The sequence below is a fragment of the Pseudomonas sp. PHC1 genome (assembly GCF_046487845.1).
In the GTDB taxonomy this organism is placed as follows: domain Bacteria; phylum Pseudomonadota; class Gammaproteobacteria; order Pseudomonadales; family Pseudomonadaceae; genus Aquipseudomonas; species Aquipseudomonas sputi.
In genome coordinates this window covers 97,190-113,055 of record NZ_JBJXHJ010000009.1, presented here as the reverse complement: position 1 = coordinate 113,055, position 15,866 = coordinate 97,190, and the positions used below count along the sequence as shown (strand labels likewise).

Below are 15,866 nucleotides of genomic sequence, written 5' to 3'. Positions count from 1 at the left end.
CGAATCAGACCGAACTGCATGGGTTTCGCCCACTGCGGTTTTTTTATGCCTGCGATTTGGCGTTTCGTACCCAAACACCCCGCTCGCGGAGGTGTCGACGCCTCTTCAATCCCGCATACTCGCCACCACCGAAATAAATGAAGAGTCTGGCCAGGATCGACCGTGTAAGGTCTGCACCCTGGTCGCGAGGTTTTATGCTCCCGGAACATTCCGATTTATCCAGCCCCGTGTTCTTGCCTCTGACGGAAGAAACCTGCACGAACCTTTTGCAGGCGGGGGGCACCACAGCGCTCGAAACCCTGACCGATCCAGAGTTGGCGGCCGTGCTGGTGATCCAGAACCTGGTGCAAACGAAAGAGCAGGATCTCGGCGCCGTGGCAGCGGAGAAGATTCTGGCCAGGCTCTTGTCCTGGGCTGCGCAAAACCGTCAGTCAACGACAGCAGGCCTGCTGTCAGAAGCCCAACGTCTGTTCGACCCGCGCAAACTGTATTTCGGCCTGAAGGTTCTCAAGCCTCTGAACCTGCGTTTTCTGTTGGCCGAAGAAGTATCCGCACGCGACTACTTGTTGCCCGACGGCCAGTGGGACTTCGAATACAAGGTTCAGCGCCATCGCAGCCATGATCCGTTCAGCCAGCCGATAGTGACGCCCCGACAGCGCGAGCGCTGGTTGAGCCCGGCACAGGACAAACTGGTCAGAACCTTTCGCGCCAACCTGGACGAAGACCTGCACGTTCAGGGCTACGCCGGGATCGGCAAAAGCCATCTGCTGGTGGCCTTGCTGGAACACCTGCGCCCGGAAAAGACCTTACTGTTGGCGCGCACACCGGCCAAGCTGGAGGTCCTTCGTCAGCGGATGGTGGGGCCGAGCGAGAAGAAGGCCGGCAAGACCTTCCTGGCGTTTGCGCAGTCGCTGATGCTCGGGCGCAGGCCTCAGGCTGAAGGAGCGACTCGGATCCTCAGTCGCCAGGCGCTGGCGCAGGAACTGAATATCTTCGGTTTTCGCCACCACGACGGGCAGGCGACTCTTGAATTGTGCCTCAAGGTGATCGAGCGCTACTGTCGCTTTCGCGATCACACCTTTTCAGCGAAGCATCTGCCGCATTTCAATCAGCCGCTCTCCAGCGTGGACGCTCAAGTGCTGCTGGAATATTCGAGCCGGGTGTGGGGCTACCTCGAACTCAATCCGGCGTGGGGCGGCCAGACCGGTTTCGAAGCGCTACTGATGATCAAGCGGGCCTGCATTGCCGGTTGCGTGGTGCCCGCGCGCTACACGCACGTGCTGATCGACGAAAGCCAGGACATTCCCGGCTCGCTGTTGCAGATCATCGAACGCGGCCGGCAGGTGCTGATCACCCTCGGCGACGAGTACCAGCAGGCCAGCGGCGTTCCGGTCAAACGGCACCGAGAGGTTCGCCAGAGCGATATCAGTTATTCCGTGCGCTCGGGTCGCAATGTCGAGCGGCTGGTCAATCCGCTGATCGCCCGGCATTCGCAGAAGGGCAAGATGCCGTTCGAAGGCGCCAGTGATGCTGACGTCATGATTAAGGAATATCCGGAAGGTTTTGTGCCGCCCGAGGGCTGTGTGGTGCTGACAGCCTCACCGTGGGACACAATGATCTGGGCTATCCACCTGCACGATACCAATTGCAAGTTCAGATTCCCGGACAAGCCAACCCAGGATGATCTCAAGCATTTCATGGCCACCGCCATCGAACGGTTCAAGCCTGACTTCTACCGTTCCGAATTCAGTGAAAACGGCGTGCATCCGTACTTCAGCGACCTGCCTGACTGGCAGGCCGTTTGTGACGCCAATCAGTTCGACGAATCATTTCTGCGGGTCAAGGCCAAGCTGGAAAACGGTTTCATGATTGCCGACCTGACACGCCTGAACCGAATGATCGACAACACCGGCAATGGCTGCCTGCTGATGCTCGCGGAAGAGGCGGGGGGTATGGAGTTCGACAAGGTGCTACTGACGCCGGGCTTGCTGACCAACGAGCAATTCAAGGATGCCTACGCGTTCGATCAGCGGATCTGCGCCGTGTACATTGCCATCTCCCGCGCCAGACAGAAGCTTTATGTGCCGTACGATGTGGTCGCGTGGGTCGAGTATCACGAATATCAGAAATTTCGCGATACGGCGGGGCATTGAGAGGCTGGCTCACGGTTCATTACTCGACCCCCCGGTATACAACCGAATAATGTCATCAATCTCCCCGGACATTTTCATCCGCTGCAACGTCCTCATTATCCGCTGCACCGGCACATTCGGATCATTGCGCACATAGCAGCCGATCTTCTGCTCCTGCAGCACTGCCACCGCTTGCAGTTGTTGCGCCGGCTGCAGGCGCTGGTTGAACCAGTCCAGTGTCCATTGATTGCTCACCGCATAGCGGTAGCGACCGGCCAGCAGTTTGTCGAGCACCTGCTCCTGATTGCGCGCGTCTTCGCGCCAGAGCCGATCGGCGTCGAATATCGGTTGCAGCGTGGGGTAGGTGTAACCGAGCACGGTGCCGATCGACTGGCGGGGCAGGTGGGCCGGGTCGACGCTGGGTGGTGGGTCCCGACGGCTGATCAGCAGGTCGCGCTGGAAGAACAGCGGGAGGCTCCAGATGTAATCCCCGGACAGGTTCGGCAGCCAGGATTGTGCGGCAAAGCAGCGCACGTCGACTTCGCCGTGTTCCATGGCGTTCTGCACCCGGGCGCGGGGCAGGACGTGAAATTGCGCCGGCACGCCGACCTGGGTCGCCAGGCTGAGCATCATGTCGTAGAGGATGCCTTGGGTCGGGCGGCCGCGTTCGATCTGCACCATCGGCATCGCCCAGCTGTCGGCAACGACGAAGCGCAGCGGCGGTTGTGACGCCATCGCGCTCAGGCTCAATCCCAGTAATGCCCCCACGGCCCACCGCATAAACGCTCCGGTAATTCCCGATCCCGAGCCGACAAAAGCCCTCGCACATGCAGCTTAGCCAGAATAGACGAGCACACCGGATGCAATTTTGCCCTTGCTCCGCTAGCATTAGCCGCTTCTGCTTCCTTTGCCGCGACGGTTTTCGATGAGTTATCAGGTTCTTGCACGTAAATGGCGTCCGCGCTCGTTCCGCGAAATGGTCGGCCAGACCCATGTGCTCAAGGCTCTGATCAATGCCTTGGACAGCCAGCGCCTGCACCACGCCTACCTGTTCACCGGTACGCGCGGGGTCGGCAAGACCACGATTGCACGAATCATCGCCAAATGCCTGAACTGTGAAACAGGTATCACTTCAAGCCCGTGCGGCGAGTGTTCGGTGTGCCGCGAGATCGATGAAGGCCGTTTCGTCGACCTGATCGAGATCGACGCCGCGAGCCGGACCAAGGTCGAGGACACCCGCGAACTGCTCGACAACGTGCAGTACGCCCCGAGCCGCGGGCGCTTCAAGGTCTACCTGATCGACGAAGTGCACATGCTCTCCAGCCATTCCTTCAATGCGCTGCTCAAAACCCTTGAAGAGCCGCCGCCCTACGTCAAGTTCATCCTGGCGACCACCGACCCGCAGAAACTTCCGGCAACGATTTTGTCGCGGTGCCTGCAGTTCTCCCTGAAGAACATGACCCCGGAGCGGGTGGTCGAGCATCTGACCCACGTTCTGGGCGCCGAAAACGTACCGTTCGAAGACGACGCCCTGTGGCTGCTCGGTCGCGCGGCGGACGGTTCGATGCGTGACGCCATGAGCCTGACCGACCAGGCCATCGCCTTCGGTGAAGGCAAAGTGTTGGCCGCCGACGTGCGGGCGATGCTTGGTACGCTGGATCACGGTCAGGTCTACGACGTGCTGCACGCGCTGATCGAAGGTGACGCCAAGGCGTTGCTCGAGGCCGTGCGTCACCTGGCCGAACAGGGCCCGGACTGGAACGGCGTGCTCTCGGAAATTCTCAATGTGCTGCACCGCGTCGCCATCGCCCAGGCCTTGCCGGAAGGTGTCGACAACGGCCACGGCCACGGCGACCGTGACCGGGTGCTGGCACTGGCCCAGGCGTTGCCGGCCGAAGACGTGCAGTTCTATTACCAGATGGGCCTGATCGGCCGCCGCGACTTGCCGCTGGCGCCCGATCCGCGAGGTGGTTTCGAAATGGTCCTGCTGCGGATGCTGGCCTTCCGGCCGGCAGACACGGCGGACGCTCCGAGGCAACCGCTAAAGCCAGTGGGAATCAGCCAGGCCACAGTTGATTCCGCAAATTCAGTGGCTGCCGCGCCGAAGCCTGCGCCGGTAGTTGCTGCGGCTGTTGCACCCACGCCAGCGCCGGTGGTTGCGCCTGCACCTGCTCCCGAACCTGCACCGGTTGCCCAGGTGATTGCGCCTGAACCCGTTCCTGAGCCAGAGCCAGAGCCGGTTGCCGTTGAGGACGTCGTCGATCTGCCGTGGAATGACCCGGTAGAACCGGCGCCTGTGCAGCAGCCAGTGGTCGAGCCTGTACTGGAAACCGCCGCCGAACAACCGGAGCTGCCGCCAATGCCGCTGCCGACCCCGGACAGCGTCGTGCCGGACGCGCCGGAGTGGGCCGCTGCGCCGATCCCCGAACCGTCAGTGGCCGAAGTCGATGCCGCCACGCCGGGCGTGGACATGGACGACGAGCCGCCGCTTGACGAGGACTACATCGAGCCGGACATGGATTCGGCCTACAGTTACCTCGACGATCTGGCCAGCGAACATGCTGCAGAACCGGCCCCGGAGCCCGAGCCGGAACCTGCCGCCGCGCCGGCCACCGGTCTGGCCCTGCAATGGCTGGAGCTGTTCCCGCAACTGCCGATTTCCGGCATGACCGGCAGCATCGCCGCCAACTGCACGCTGATCGCGGTCGATGGCGATCACTGGCTGATGCACCTGGACCCGGCCCACAGCGCCTTGTTCAACGCCACCCAGCAGCGTCGCCTGAACGATGCGCTGAACCAGTTCCACGGGCGCACGCTGACCCTGACCATCGAGCTGATCAAGCCCGAGCAGGAAACCCCGGCCCAGGCCGCGTCCCGGCGCCGTGCCAACCGTCAGCGCGAGGCGGAGGAATCGATCCACGGCGATCCGTTCATCCAGCAGATGGTGCAGCAGTTCGGTGCGGTCGTGCGACACGATACTATTGAACCTGTCGACGCCCTGGTCAGTCAGGGCTAATAACTGAGGGCGTCCGGCCTTTAGGGGCGGGCGCTGTTTTGATCCAAGTACGTTTGAGGTGATTCCCATGATGAAAGGTGGCATGGCCGGCCTGATGAAGCAGGCGCAGCAGATGCAGGAAAAAATGGCCAAGATGCAGGAAGAACTGGCCAACGCCGAAGTCACCGGCAAGGCCGGTGGCGATCTGGTCACCGTGGTGATGACCGGTCGTCATGACGTGAAAAAAGTCAGCATCGACCCGAGCGTACTGCCGGGCCTGGACAAAGACGACCGTGAAGTGCTCGAGGATCTGGTGGCTGCTGCCGTCAACGCCGCCGTGCGTCAGGTCGAAGCCAACAGCCAGGCGAAAATGGGCAGCATGACCGCTGGCATGAACCTGCCGGCCGGTATGAAACTGCCGTTCTGATTCGCCTTTGCGGGTTGGATGAGCTACAAAAAATGCCAGGCATCGCGCCTGGCATTTTTTGTTTCCGCCCGATCGTTCCCACGTTCTGCGTGGGAATGCAGCCCGGGACGCTTCGCGTCCCCAATCCGAAGCCAAACACGGAGCGTCCGATAGGGCATTCCCAAGTGGACGATTCGACGCCTCGACCAACGCTTATCAAGCGGAACGCACCATGCCCACCAAGGTCTGCTCCCTATACCACCGAATTCATCATTCACAGGAGATGCTGACATGTCCGACCCTCTGACACTCAATCAACGCTTCGTGCTGGCCTCGCGGCCGGTGGGCGCGCCGACCCCCGAGAACTTCCGTCTGGAGCGCGAGGCGCTGCCAGACCTGGAAGAAGGCCAGGTGTTGCTCAAGACCCTGTACCTGTCGCTTGATCCCTACATGCGCGGTCGTATGAGTGACGCGCCGTCCTACGCGGCGCCGGTACAAATCGGCGAAGTGATGACCGGCGGCGCTGTCAGCCGGGTCGAACAGTCGCGTCATCCGAAATTTCATCCGGGCGATCTGGTCGTCGGTGCGACCGGTTGGCAAAGCCACAGCATCAGCGATGGCCGCAACATCATCCCGATCCCGTCCGGGCTGCCGAGCCCGTCGATGGCCCTCGGCGTGCTGGGCATGCCGGGCATGACCGCGTACATGGGCCTGATGGACATCGGCCAGCCGAAAGAGGGTGAAACCCTGGTGGTCGCCGCCGCGTCCGGCGCAGTGGGCTCGGTGGTCGGTCAGGTTGCCAAAATCAAGGGCCTGCGTGCCGTCGGCGTGGCCGGTGGAGCCGAGAAGTGCAAATACGTAGTCGAGGAACTGGGCTTCGACGCCTGTATCGATCACAAGGCGCCGGACTTCGCCGAGCAACTGGCCAAGGCCTGTCCCAATGGCATCGACATCTATTACGAAAACGTCGGTGGACATGTCTTCGATGCGGTCGTGCCGCTGCTCAATCCCAAGGCGCGGATCCCGCTGTGCGGCCTGATTGCTGGCTACAACGCCTCGCAAGCGCCGAAAGGCCCGGATCGTTTGCCCGCCTTGCAACGCACGTTGCTGACCAAGCGCGTACGGATTCAGGGCTTCATCGTGTTCGACGACTACGGTGATCGTCAGCCGGAATTCATCAGCGCGATGGTGCCGTGGGTGCGCGATGGCAAGGTGAAATTCCGCGAGGACGTGGTCGAGGGCCTGGAGCAGGCGCCTGAGGCGTTTATCGGGCTGCTGGAGGGGCGCAACTTCGGCAAACTGGTGGTGAAGGTCGCCCAGGACTGAGGATTTGACGCTGGCCGGAGGCGCGGGTATAAACCGCGTCTCGTTGTTTTGTCGGACTTTTTCCCCATGAGCTTCAGCCCTTTGATTCGCCAACTGATCGACGCCCTGCGAACCTTGCCGGGCGTGGGTCAGAAAACTGCCCAGCGCATGGCGTTGCAGTTGCTCGAACGTGACCGCAGCGGCGGTACGCGCCTGGCCCAGGCCTTGAGCCAGGCCATGGAAGGGGTCGGACACTGCCGTCAGTGCCGCACGCTGACCGAAGACGACCTGTGCCCGCAATGCGCCGACACCCGCCGCGATGACACGCTGCTGTGCGTAGTAGAGGGGCCGATGGATGTTTACGCGGTCGAGCAGACCGGCTTCCGTGGGCGTTACTTCGTGCTCAAGGGGCACCTGTCGCCGCTGGACGGCCTGGGCCCGGAAGCCATCGGCATTCCGCAATTGATGGCACGGATCGAAGAGGCGGGCACCTTCACCGAAGTCATCCTCGCCACCAACCCGACCGTGGAAGGCGAAGCGACGGCCCACTACATCGCCCAGTTGCTGCAGAACAAAGGCCTGATCGCCTCGCGCATCGCTCACGGCGTACCGCTGGGCGGCGAACTGGAGCTGGTGGACGGTGGCACGCTGGCTCACTCGTTTGCCGGGCGTAAACCGATTTCTCTCTGAGTCACACAATCCGGTTGAAAACCAAGCAAGCGCTCGGTTAAGTTCGGCGAACCCTTCCATGGAGTTCGCCGATGCCCGCCTTCCAGGAATACTTCGACCCCAGCCACCAAATGGTCCGCGACAGCGTCAGACGTTTCGTCGAGCGCGAGATCCTGCCGGACATCAATGCGTGGGAAGAAGCCGAAAGCTTTCCCCGTGAGCTTTATCTCAAGGCCGGTGCGGCCGGTATCCTCGGCATCGGTTACCCCGAAGCGCTGGGCGGCAGTCACGAAGGTGACCTGTTCGCCAAAATCGCCGCCAGCGAAGAACTGATGCGCTGCGGCTCCGGCGGGCTGGTGGCCGGGCTTGGTTCGCTCGATATCGGTCTGCCGCCAGTCGTCAAATGGGCCCGCCCTGAAGTGCGGGACCGCGTCGTACCTCAAGTGCTCAGGGGCGAAAAAATCAGCGCCTTGGCCGTCACCGAGCCGGGCGGCGGTTCCGACGTCGCCAACCTGCAGACCCGCGCCGTACGCGATGGCGATCATTACCGGGTCAGCGGCAGCAAAACCTTTATCACCAGTGGCGTGCGAGCCGACTACTACACCGTCGCAGTGCGCACCGGCGCGCCCGGTTTTGGCGGCATCAGCCTGTTGCTGATCGAGAAGGGCACGCCAGGTTTCACTGTCGGCCGGCAGTTGAAGAAAATGGGCTGGTGGGCGTCGGACACCGCTGAATTGTTCTTCGACGATTGCCGGGTGCCTGTAGGAAATCTGATTGGCGCGCAGAACATGGGTTTTGCCTGCATCATGGGCAACTTCCAGAGCGAACGTCTGGCATTGGCGCTGATGGCAAACATGACCGCGCAACTGGCACTGGAAGAAAGCCTGAAGTGGGCGAAGGAGCGGCAAGCGTTCGGTAAACCCATCGGCAAGTTCCAGGTGATCAAGCATCGCCTCGCGGAAATGGCCACGGCGCTGGAAGTCTCGCGGGAGTTCACCTACCGGCAGGCGGCGAAAATGGCGGCGGGGCAGAGCGTGATCAAGGAGATTTCCATGGCCAAGAACTTCGCCACGGACACTTCGGACCGCATCACCAACGAGGCGGTGCAGATTCTTGGCGGGTTGGGTTATATGCGCGAAAGCCTGGTGGAGCGGCTGTATCGGGATAACCGCATCTTGTCGATTGGCGGCGGGACGCGGGAAGTGATGAACGAGATCATCAGCAAACAGATGGGACTGTAATCTTCGGTGTTTGATCGTTCCCACGCGGAGCGTGAGAACGATCGCGGCGCGGGGCTGATTACTTGTCAGTCAACGCAAACTGCGTCAGGCAGAACGTCGGAATCCCCATGTCCTCAAGACGCTGCGAGCCACCCAGTTCCGGCAGATCAATGATCGCCGCCGCTTCATGAACACGGGCACCCATGCGACGAATCAGGTTGGCCGCTGCGATCAGCGTGCCGCCGGTGGCGATCAGGTCATCGAACATCACCACCGAGTCGCCTTCGCACAGGCTGTCGGCGTGCACTTCGAGAAACGCTTCGCCGTACTCGGTCGCGTAACCTTCAGCCAGCACGTCTGCCGGCAACTTGCCCTGCTTGCGGAACAGCACCAGCGGCTTGTTCAGCTGATAGGCCAGTACCGAACCGATCAGGAAACCACGCGCATCCATCGCGCCGATGTGAGTGAAGTCGGCTTCGACGTAACGGTGGGCGAAGCTGTCCATCACCAGGCGCAGGGCCTTGGGCGACTGGAACAGCGGGGTGATGTCGCGAAAGATCACGCCCGGTTTCGGGAAGTCGATCACGGGGCGGATCAGGGATTTGATGTCGAAGGAGTCGAAGACCATCGTCGAGGTGTCCTGGCAGGGCTGCAAACGGCGCAGTATACCCGCGGCTGAAACGATACGCTCGGCCGCGGGTCGAGATCAGACCTCGAGCGAGCCGCCGGCCAGGGCGCAGAGCTGGATCGGGTCGAGGATATGGATTTCCTTGCCCTCGGCGGCGATCAGTTCGTTCTGCTGGAAGCGGGTGAAGACCCGGGACACGGTTTCTACCGCCAGCCCCAGGTAGTTGCCGATTTCATTGCGCGACATGCTCAGGCGGAACTGGTTGGCCGAGAAGCCGCGAGCGCGGAAACGCGCCGACAGGTTGACCAGGAAGGTGGCGATGCGCTCGTCGGCGGTCTTCTTCGACAGCAGCAGCATCATTTGCTGGTCGTCACGGATTTCGCGGCTCATCACGCGCATCAACTGACGGCGCAACTGCGGCAGTTGCAGGGCCAGTTCGTCGAGGCGTTCGAACGGAATCTCGCAGACCGAAGTGGTTTCCAGGGCCTGGGCGGAAACCGGGTGTTTCTCGGTGTCCATGCCGGACAGCCCGACCAGCTCGCTCGGCAGGTGGAAGCCGGTCAGTTGTTCTTCGCCGGTGTCGCTCAGGCTGAAGGTCTTGAGGGCGCCGGAGCGTACTGCATAAACGGAATCGAAGGTGTCGCCCTGGCGGAACAGGAACTCACCCTTTTTCAACGGGCGGCCACGTTTAACGATTTCGTCCAGCGCATCCATGTCTTCCAGATTCAGTGAAAGTGGCAGGCAGAGAGGGGCCAGGCTGCAATCCTTGCAATTAGCCTGGTTATGAGCGCGCAGTTTAACTGGCTCGGACATTTCTTGGATCCTTGTGGGAAAACACACATAAGGCGTAAGGGTAACCCACTGGAAGACATTCAGGCCAGTCTGTGGCGAGATTGCCCCACCGGCAAAACGCCGCAGGGATGACGGCTGATAAACGTGTCTCGGACGGCGTGCAAGGCACCGTTTCGATGACCGTTCTACATAGGCAACCCCTGCGTGGTGCTTGAAAAGTTAAATCACCCGCGAGAAACGCTGGCGGTTTTGCTGTTCCAGGTACGCGTCGAACACCATGCACACCGAGCGCACCAACAGGCGCCCGGCCGGCAGCACAGTGATGCGCTCGCGATCCAGTTCGATCAGGCCGTCCTGCGCCATGCCCTGCAATTGCGGCCAGAGCGCGCCGAAGTAGCCCTGAAAATCGATGTTGAAGCGGCGCTCGATTTCGGCGAAGTCCAGGCTGAAATTGCAGATCAGTTGCTGGATCACCGCGCGACGCAGGCGGTCATCGGCGTTGCACACCAGGCCTCGGCTGGTGGCCAGTTGCGCACCGGCGAGGGTGTTCTGGTAGTGATTGAGATCGCTGCTGTTCTGGCAGTACAGATCGCCGATCTGGCTGATGGCCGACACGCCCAGACCGATCAGGTCGCAGTGACCGTGGGTGGTGTAGCCCTGGAAATTGCGTTGCAGGGTTGATTCTTCCTGGGCAATCGCCAGTTCATCGTCGGGCAGGGCGAAGTGGTCCATGCCGATGTAGCGGTAGCCGGCGGCGGTCAGTTGTTCGATGGTCCGTTGCAGCATTTCCAGTTTCTGCGCCGGGCTCGGCAGTTCGTTGCCGTTGATCCGCCGCTGCGGCATGAAACGTTCCGGCAGGTGCGCGTAATTGAACACCGAGAGCCGGTCCGGCTGCAGGCTGATGACTTCCTCGACGGTGCGGGCGAAGTTGTCCGGAGTCTGCTTGGGCAGGCCGTAGATCAGGTCGATGTTGATCGAGCGAAATTGCAGGGTGCGCGCCGCATCGATCACGGCGCGGGTTTCTTCCAGGCTTTGCAGGCGATTGACTGCCCGTTGCACCGCCGGATCGAGGTCCTGCAGGCCGATGCTGACCCGGTTGAAACCCAGTTCGCGCAGCAGGCCCATGGTCGACCAGTCGGCTTCGCGTGGATCGATCTCGATGCCGTAATCGCCGGAGTCATCGTCCAGCAGATTGAAATGCTTGCGCAGGTGCGCCATCAACTGGCGCAACTCATCGTGGCTGAGAAAGGTCGGGGTACCGCCACCGAAGTGCAGTTGCTCGACTTTCTGCGCCGGATCAAGGTGGCAGGCGATCAGCTGGATTTCCTGTTCGAGCCGTTGCAGATACGGCAACGCTCGGCCGCGATCCTTGGTGATGACCTTGTTGCAGGCGCAGTAGTAACAAATGTTCGCGCAGAACGGCACGTGCACGTACAGCGACAACGGGCGCAGCGCCTTGCGGCTGTCGCGCAGGGCGTGGAACAGGTCGAAGGTGCCGACCTGACTGTGAAATTGCACGGCCGTCGGGTACGAGGTGTAGCGCGGCCCCGCCAGGTCGTAGCGGCGGATCAAATCGGTGTCCCAACGAATGGCGTCGAGCATGCGGGCATTCCCCCGGATAGGCTGGCAGTGTGGCGAGTCTAGGGGAGGGCGCGAAAAGGCATCTTGATTTGCATCAACGGGATCAGTGGCCCATCAGCCAGTGCTGGTGCGGCCCCGGCAGGGTCCAGATGCCGAAGAGGATCACCAGCAGACCACCGGCCATGCGCACGCTGCGTTTGCGCAGCAGTGAGGTGACCCGTTCGGCGGCGAGGCCGGTCGCCAGCAAGACAGGCCAGGTGCCGAGCCCGAAGGCGAGCATCAGCAAGGCACTGTCCAACGCATTGCCTTGACTGGCCGACCACAACAGCGTGCTGTAAACCAGCCCGCACGGCAGCCAGCCCCACAGTGCGCCAAGCAGCAAGGCCCGGGGCAGGCTCGACACCGGCAGCAGGCGATTGGCGACAGGTTGAATGTAGCGCCATAGCCCGCGCCCGAGGCCCTCGATGCGGGTCAGACCGCTCCACCATCCCGCCAGATACAGGCCCATGGCGATCAGCAGCAGACCGGCGAGCACCCGCATGAACAGCGCGGCAGGACTGTTGGCCACCGCCCAACCCGCCAGCCCGATCAGCAAGCCTGCCATGGCATAGCTGAGAATCCGCCCGAGGTTGTAGGCCAGCAGCAGACGAAAACGTCGGCTGCGTTGCTCCTTGGGGATCGCCAGGGTCAGCGCGCCCATCAAGCCCCCGCACATGCCCAGGCAATGGCCGCCGCCGAGCAGCCCGAGAATCAACGCAGACACCAGCAGTGGCGCCAGTTCAAGCATGGGGTGGCGCCTTGTCGTCCGGTTTGACCGGGTTGGCTTCGTCCACGGCGGCGGTGTGGTTCGGGTCCTGATCGTCGAACAGGATGCTGTGGGCCGGGCCGTCGAGGTCGTCGTACTGGCCGCTGTCCACCGCCCAGAAGAAGATGTAGACGGCGATGGCCAAGATCAGCAGCGCGGCCGGAATCATCACGTAGAGAGCTGGCATCTGTACTCCATGCCCGCGCGGCTCAGGCCGGCAGCGGGCGGGTTTCTGACGAAGCGTTGACGGCCGGCGCACTCGGCAGGCGAGTCAGGCGCAGGGCGTTGAGCACCACGGTCAGGGAACTGATCGACATGCCGACGGCGGCCCACACCGGAGTGATCCAGCCGAGGGCGGCGAACGGCAACATGAGGCCATTGTACAGCGCCGCCCACAACAGGTTCTCGATGATCACCCGACGGGTACGGCGGGCCAGCGTGAAGGCTTGCACCAAGGCCTCGAGCCGGTTGGACAGCAGCACCGCGTCGGCACTGGTTTTCGCCAGATCGGTGGCCGAGCCCATGGCCACGCTGATGTCGGCGGCGGCCAGCACCGGCACATCGTTGACCCCGTCGCCGAGCATCAACACCTTGCGGCCGTCCTTGTGCAGTTGTTGCAGCACTTGCAACTTGTCGTCCGGACGCAAACCGCCACGGGCCTCGTCGATGCCCAGTTCGGCGGCGACGCTGGCGACCATCGGCGAACTGTCGCCCGACAGCAGCAGCGTGCGCCAGCCGCGTGCCTTGCACGCGGCGAGCAGCGCGGGGGCGTCGTCGCGCAGCCGGTCGTCGAGGGCGAACCAAGCCAGCGGCCCCTGACGGTCACCGAGCAGCAGCCATTGCCCCGGCTCCTTCGGCATCGTCGGCAAAGGCGCGCCGCTGAGAACACAGACAAAATCCGCCTGGCCGATGCGCAAGCGCTGTTCGCCGACTAACCCTTCAAGCCCCAGGCCCGGCGTGCTGTGGACGTCTTCGGCGGCCAGCGGCGCGCGTCCGAAGGCGCGGGCGATCGGGTGTTCCGAACGATTTTCCAGGGCGGCGGCGAGGCTCAGGCATTGATCGCTGTCGAGGGCACCGAGCGGGCGGATCGAACGCAGCACCAGTCGGCCTTCGGTGAGGGTGCCGGTCTTGTCGAAGATCACTGTGTCGATCTGGTTCAGACCTTCCAGCACATGGCCGCGCGTCAGCAGCAGGCCGAGTTTGTGCAGGGTGCCGGTGGCGGCGGTCAGCGCGGTCGGCGTCGCCAGTGACAGGGCGCAGGGGCAGGTCGCGACCAGCATGGCAAGGACGATCCAGAATGCCCGCGATGAATCCAGCTCCCACCACAACAGGCCGATGGCGGCTGCGGCGATCAACGACAGCAACAGAAACCACTGCGCGGCGCGGTCGGCGATTTCCGCCAGCCGTGGTTTTTCCGCCTGGGCGCGATCGAGCAGGCGGACGATGGCCGACAGCCGTGTGTCCTGGCCGAGCGCCTGGACCTCGACGGTCAGCGCGCCCTCCACGTTCAACGTACCGGCGGTGACGGCATCGCCCTTGGTGCGCGGTTGCGGCAGGTATTCGCCGGTCAGCACCGACTCGTCGATGCTCGACTGCCCATCGAGGATCTTGCCGTCCGCCGGCAGCACCGAGCCCGGTTGCACCAGCACCCGGTCACCGAGGCGCAGTTCGCTGAGCAGGATGCGTTCGCTCTGGCCGGCGTCGTCGAGGCGCAGGCACGAGGCCGGCAGCAGATTGACCAGTTGCGCGGTGGCCGCGGCGGTGCGTTCCCGGGCGCGGCGCTCGAGGTAGCGCCCGGCGAGCAGGAACAGCGCGAACATGCCCACTGCGTCGAAATACAGCTCGCCGACCCCGGTGATCGAGGTCCAGATCCCGGCGATATACGCCGCGCCGATCGCCAGCGACACCGAGACGTCCATGGTCAGATGGCGAGTGCGCAAATCGCGCATGGCCCCTTTGAAAAACGGTGCGCAGCTGTAGAACACGATCGGCGTGGTGAGGAACAGCGCGACCCAGCGCAGGATGGTGTGCAACTCCGGGCTGAGGTCGATGTTGAATTCCGGCCATGTCGCCATGGTCGCCATCATCGCCTGGAACCACAGCAGCCCGGCGACCCCGAGCTGACGCAGGGCGAGGCGGTTTTCGCTGGCCAGCTGCTCGCTGGCGCGGTCGGCCTGATACGGGTGCGCGGCGTAGCCGATGTGGCGCAGTTCGCTGAGGATCTGGCTCAGTGGCAACTGAGTGTCAGCCCAGCGCACATGCAGGCGATGGTTGGACAGGTTCAGCCGCGCCTCGGCCACGGCCGGCAGGGTGCGCAGGTGTTTCTCGATCAGCCAGCCGCACGCGGCGCAACTGATGCCCTCCATCAACAACGTGGTTTCGGCCAGTTCACCTTCGTGACGGACGAAGGGTTGCTGCACGTCGGCGCGGTCGTACAACTCAAGCTCATCGACCAGTTGCACCGGCAGCGCTTCGGGATTGGCCGAAGCTTCGCTGCGATGCTGGTAATAGCTTTCCAGCCCACCGGCAACGATGGCTTCGGCCACCGCCTGACAGCCCGGGCAGCAGAACTCGCGGGACTCCCCGAGCACGATGGCGGTGAAGCGGCTGCCGGACGGGACGGGCAGGGCGCAGTGGTAGCAGGGGATTGGAATGGTCATGAGGCGTTCCGATGATCGTTCCCACGCTCCGCGTGGGAATGCCTCCCTGGACGCTCCGCGTCCGCTTCGGCTGGGACGCGGAGCGTCCCTGGCTGCGTGCCCACGCAGAGCGTGGGAACGATCAGAGTAAGGCTTATTTCTTCAGGTCTTCAGCACCCTGCAGTGGCTCATCACCCAGCAACAAATCCTGGTCATGGCTGACCACTTCTTCTTCGAACATCCGCCACACGTGATCGTCCTGAGTGCCCAGCAACTCAACAAAACGCCGGCCTTCGATCTTGTCGCTCAACTGGCCGATGTAGCGGCCCTGTTCGGACTCGCTGCGGGCCAGGACGATCTTGCGATCCTTCTCCGGCTGGGTCGGCGAGATCAGGTTCAGCTCCAGGGTTTTCGGCTGGCTGTCGCCGCTCAGGCGCAGGTCGACTTCGCCGGTGACGTCATCCAGATGCACGGCGGCGCGCATTTTCAGGGTCTGCGCCAGCAGCTCACGATCCAGCGAACGGTTGATGCCCTTGCCGGCCTCGTAGTAGTTGTCGTTGACCAGGTTGTCCGGGTTGTTCACCGCAATGGTCACCATGGACAGGGTCAGGGTCACCGAACAGGCCAGAATCCCGATGATGATCCATGGCCAAAGGTGCTTGTACCAGGGACTTGCGGTGTTTGCTGCGGGCAT

At 62.8% G+C, this 15,866-nt stretch carries 14 protein-coding genes; 6 read left to right on the top strand and 8 right to left on the bottom strand.

The features are described 5' to 3' along the window. Positions 1 to 194: 194 nt before the first annotated feature. Positions 195 to 2,153: a hypothetical protein gene (locus ACKJSM_RS14785; protein ID WP_410238101.1), complete on the top strand. Its 1,959-nt coding sequence runs from the start codon at positions 195 to 197 to the stop codon at positions 2,151 to 2,153. Positions 2,154 to 2,162: 9 nt separating this feature from the next. Here the strand turns inward: ACKJSM_RS14785 and ACKJSM_RS14780 are convergent, their stop codons facing one another. Beyond that, on the bottom strand, positions 2,163 to 2,912 hold the full coding sequence (locus ACKJSM_RS14780) for a substrate-binding periplasmic protein (RefSeq protein WP_410238099.1): 750 nt from the start codon (positions 2,910 to 2,912) through the stop codon (positions 2,163 to 2,165). 145 nt (positions 2,913 to 3,057) lie between these two features. On the opposite strand from ACKJSM_RS14780, the gene dnaX reads away from it, so the two are divergent. The 5 genes from dnaX (at position 3,058) to ACKJSM_RS14755 (ending at position 8,748) form a co-directional block, all read left to right on the top strand. After that, on the top strand, positions 3,058 to 5,148 hold the full coding sequence (gene dnaX, locus ACKJSM_RS14775; RefSeq protein ID WP_410238097.1) for a DNA polymerase III subunit gamma/tau: 2,091 nt from the start codon (positions 3,058 to 3,060) through the stop codon (positions 5,146 to 5,148). Positions 5,149 to 5,215: 67 nt separating this feature from the next. After that, positions 5,216 to 5,554 (top strand): YbaB/EbfC family nucleoid-associated protein, encoded by a 339-nt coding sequence (locus ACKJSM_RS14770; RefSeq protein WP_236181986.1) that lies wholly within the window; start codon positions 5,216 to 5,218, stop codon positions 5,552 to 5,554. A 270-nt stretch (positions 5,555 to 5,824) separates the two neighbouring features. After that, positions 5,825 to 6,859, top strand: a complete 1,035-nt coding sequence (locus tag ACKJSM_RS14765; RefSeq protein ID WP_410238095.1) for an NADP-dependent oxidoreductase — start codon at positions 5,825 to 5,827, stop codon at positions 6,857 to 6,859. A 66-nt stretch (positions 6,860 to 6,925) separates the two neighbouring features. Further along, positions 6,926 to 7,528: a recombination mediator RecR gene (gene recR / locus ACKJSM_RS14760; RefSeq protein WP_007951652.1), complete on the top strand. Its 603-nt coding sequence runs from the start codon at positions 6,926 to 6,928 to the stop codon at positions 7,526 to 7,528. Positions 7,529 to 7,599: 71 nt separating this feature from the next. After that, on the top strand, positions 7,600 to 8,748 hold the full coding sequence (locus ACKJSM_RS14755; protein ID WP_410238093.1) for an acyl-CoA dehydrogenase family protein: 1,149 nt from the start codon (positions 7,600 to 7,602) through the stop codon (positions 8,746 to 8,748). A gap of 58 nt (positions 8,749 to 8,806) precedes the next feature. Here ACKJSM_RS14755 and ACKJSM_RS14750 read toward each other — a convergent pair whose 3' ends face one another. The 7 genes from ACKJSM_RS14750 to ACKJSM_RS14720 form a co-directional block, all read right to left on the bottom strand. Next, entirely contained in the window at positions 8,807 to 9,355 is a 549-nt protein-coding gene (locus ACKJSM_RS14750; protein ID WP_003223345.1) for an adenine phosphoribosyltransferase, read from the bottom strand. A gap of 78 nt (positions 9,356 to 9,433) precedes the next feature. Beyond that, the gene (fnr, locus tag ACKJSM_RS14745) at positions 9,434 to 10,168 is read right to left on the bottom strand and encodes a fumarate/nitrate reduction transcriptional regulator Fnr (RefSeq protein WP_007951654.1); all 735 of its coding nucleotides are present in this window, start codon (positions 10,166 to 10,168) and stop codon (positions 9,434 to 9,436) included. 198 nt (positions 10,169 to 10,366) lie between these two features. Then, positions 10,367 to 11,749, bottom strand: coding sequence for an oxygen-independent coproporphyrinogen III oxidase (hemN, locus tag ACKJSM_RS14740; protein ID WP_192564137.1), 1,383 nt, complete (start codon positions 11,747 to 11,749; stop codon positions 10,367 to 10,369). Positions 11,750 to 11,831: 82 nt separating this feature from the next. Continuing rightward, entirely contained in the window at positions 11,832 to 12,515 is a 684-nt protein-coding gene (locus tag ACKJSM_RS14735) for a sulfite exporter TauE/SafE family protein (protein WP_410238091.1), read from the bottom strand. Continuing rightward, positions 12,508 to 12,720, bottom strand: a complete 213-nt coding sequence (gene ccoS, locus ACKJSM_RS14730) for a cbb3-type cytochrome oxidase assembly protein CcoS (protein WP_410238089.1) — start codon at positions 12,718 to 12,720, stop codon at positions 12,508 to 12,510. The genes ACKJSM_RS14735 and ccoS overlap by 8 nt, the downstream gene beginning before the upstream one ends. 22 nt (positions 12,721 to 12,742) lie before the next feature. After that, entirely contained in the window at positions 12,743 to 15,193 is a 2,451-nt protein-coding gene (locus ACKJSM_RS14725; protein ID WP_410238088.1) for a heavy metal translocating P-type ATPase, read from the bottom strand. Between the two features lie 133 nt (positions 15,194 to 15,326). Continuing rightward, positions 15,327 to 15,866 carry a FixH family protein gene (locus ACKJSM_RS14720; protein ID WP_236181992.1) on the bottom strand — a complete coding sequence of 180 codons (540 nt, stop codon included), beginning with the start codon at positions 15,864 to 15,866 and terminating at the stop codon, positions 15,327 to 15,329.